4 protein-coding genes are annotated in these 2,075 nt (G+C 70.4%); 1 reads left to right on the top strand and 3 read right to left on the bottom strand.

The window, feature by feature from the left end; genetic code table 11:
• Nucleotides 1-193 precede the first annotated feature (193 nt).
• The gene (locus tag K789_RS25380; RefSeq protein WP_157835673.1) at nt 194-334 is read left to right on the top strand and encodes a hypothetical protein; all 141 of its coding nucleotides are present in this window, start codon (nt 194-196) and stop codon (nt 332-334) included.
• 15 nt (nt 335-349) lie between these two features.
• Here the strand turns inward: K789_RS25380 and K789_RS0107445 are convergent, their stop codons facing one another.
• The 3 genes from K789_RS0107445 to K789_RS25385 form a co-directional block, all read right to left on the bottom strand.
• Nucleotides 350-1,078: a glucosamine-6-phosphate deaminase gene (locus K789_RS0107445; RefSeq protein WP_024366215.1), complete on the bottom strand. Its 729-nt coding sequence runs from the start codon at nt 1,076-1,078 to the stop codon at nt 350-352.
• A 62-nt stretch (nt 1,079-1,140) separates the two neighbouring features.
• Nucleotides 1,141-1,839, bottom strand: coding sequence for an N-acetylmannosamine-6-phosphate 2-epimerase (locus K789_RS0107450; RefSeq protein ID WP_084507342.1), 699 nt, complete (start codon nt 1,837-1,839; stop codon nt 1,141-1,143).
• Nucleotides 1,836-2,075 (bottom strand): hypothetical protein (locus K789_RS25385; protein ID WP_035739373.1); only part of this gene is annotated, 240 nt, incomplete at its 5' end. The genes K789_RS0107450 and K789_RS25385, both read right to left, overlap by 4 nt.

Consider the following 2,075-nt stretch of genomic DNA (forward strand, 5'->3'; position numbering starts at 1 on the left):
GGGGCCGCGGGACAGGTTCGCGCCTGTCCCGCGGCCTCTTTGCTTGTGCGGGCCCCTGCACTGGACGCCTGCACTGGGCGCCTGCACAAGGCAAAGCCGGCGCCGCCGTCAATTGGTCCATTGAGCAGTGGCCCCGGGACGCGGTTAGCTGGGTGTCATCAGCGTTCCGCACCAATGACGTTCAGGACACATCGTGACTTTGCAGCAGGATCGGGCCAACGGCGCCCCCGGATTTTGGACCGACGCACGGACCGGCGTCCGCCTTGAGGATTTGCCGGCCGACGCTCCGTGCCCCGATGACTGCCACTTCTGCTCGGGTCCCGAGACGGACTGACGCCAAGCGGCGGGCCTAGACCCTGGCGCGCTGCATCCTGCTGGCCGCGGCCGCGTCCAGGACCAGCGTGGCGTTCGGGTGCCGCTGGATGAGCGAGGCCGGGAAGTCTTCCGTGACGGGGCCTTCGACGGCACGCGCCACGGCCTCGGCCTTGGCCTCGCCGTGCGCGATCAGCAGCAGCTGCCTCGCCTCGCCAATGGTGCCCAGGCCCTGGGTGATTGCATGGGTGGGGACATCGGCCGCGGAGTCGAAGAATCTCGCGTTGTCGTCCCGGGTGCTGGGCGCGAGTTCAACCACCCGGGTCCGTGAGTCGAACGCCGACGGCGGCTCGTTGAACGCCAGGTGGCCATTGGAACCGATGCCGAGGATCTGCAGATCGATCCCGCCGGCCTCCCGGATGCTGCGCTCAAAGTCGGCCGCCTCCTGCACGGGGTCCGGCGCAAGGCCGTCCGGCGTGCGGATGAGGGCCGGGTCCAGGCCGAGCCGTTCGATGACTTCCCGCCGGATGACCTGCGCGTAGCTCTTCCCGTCGGCGGCACCAAGCCCGAGGTATTCGTCCAGGGAAAACCCGCGGACCCGGCCCAGGTCGAGGTTCTGCGCTGCCAGCGCCGCGTACAGCGGCAACGGCGAGGAACCGGTGGCCAGGCCCAGCACCGCCGTCGGCGTGGCCCTGACGAGCTCGGCGATGAGGTCCGCGGCGCGGATTCCGGCCTCCGCGCCGGTGCCTGACTCGATGATCTTCACGTGTGCTTCCTTGATCGTGGGACGTCCGGCGGGACGGGTGGTGCGGGGCTGAGGCCGCGGATCTAACCCTGGGCGTGCACGGGCGTGGAGCGGACGAACCGCTCGGTGATGCGCATCGGGTTGGTGACGGCCGTGCCGATCACCACCGCACTGGCACCGAGCCGGAACGCGTCCTCCACCTGCCCGGGTTCCCAGAACCGGCCCTCGGCGATGACCGGGACGTTGACTGCGGACCACAGTTCTTCCAGCAGGGCGAAATCCGGGGAGGTCGGCACGGCACCGTCGGAGGTGTAGCCGGAAAGCGTCGTGGCAATCAGTTCCGCTCCGGCTGCTGCCGCCGCCTGCCCGGCGGCGAGGGAGTCGATGTCGGCCATCACCGGCACGCCGAGTTCGCCCCGGATCCGCCGGATCAGCTCAAAAGCCGATTCCGGGCCGCTGCGTGGCCGGGACGTAGCGTCGAGGGCCACGATGTCGGCGCCCGCCTCAACAATGATTGCTGCATCGGCGAACGTGGGCGTGATGTAGACGGGCCCGGCGTCGAAGACCTTGCGGATGCCGATGACCGGCAGGCTGCACCGCTCCTTGACGGCGCGGATGTCGTCTTCGCCGTGGATCCGGAGGGCCGCAGCGCCACCCTGTTCCGCGGCGAGCGCCATGGCGGCCATGTGGACCGGCCCGTGCAACGGGTTGCCGGCCCGGGCCTGGCAGGACACAATCAGCCCACCCATCAGGGACTTGATCAACGCCGCGTGCCGCGTCATGGCTGCCCCGGACCGGACGGCAGCCGGCGGGCGTAAGTGCGCGGCTCCGGCGCATTGAGCCGCACCGTCACATAGGGGTCCTGTTGCGGGAAGGCCGACGGCGCCCGGAGCAGCACGCGGGCGAGTGTCAGGGCTCCGTCGAGGGAGCCGCCCAGCGGCGTCCGGAGTTCGGCGTCGGGGCGGATCTTGGCGAAGCGGGCGGCCAGGGGTTCCAGCAGCAGCGCACCGGCGTCGAA

The sequence above is a fragment of the Arthrobacter sp. TB 26 genome (assembly GCF_000427315.1).
GTDB lineage: Bacteria > Actinomycetota > Actinomycetes > Actinomycetales > Micrococcaceae > Arthrobacter.

What these genes read in the sequence shown, in the direction of transcription:
- K789_RS0107450 (WP_084507342.1), bottom strand. Translation starts at nt 1,839, where the DNA reads ATGACGCGGCACGCGGCGTTGATCAAGTCCCTGATGGGTGGGCTGATT.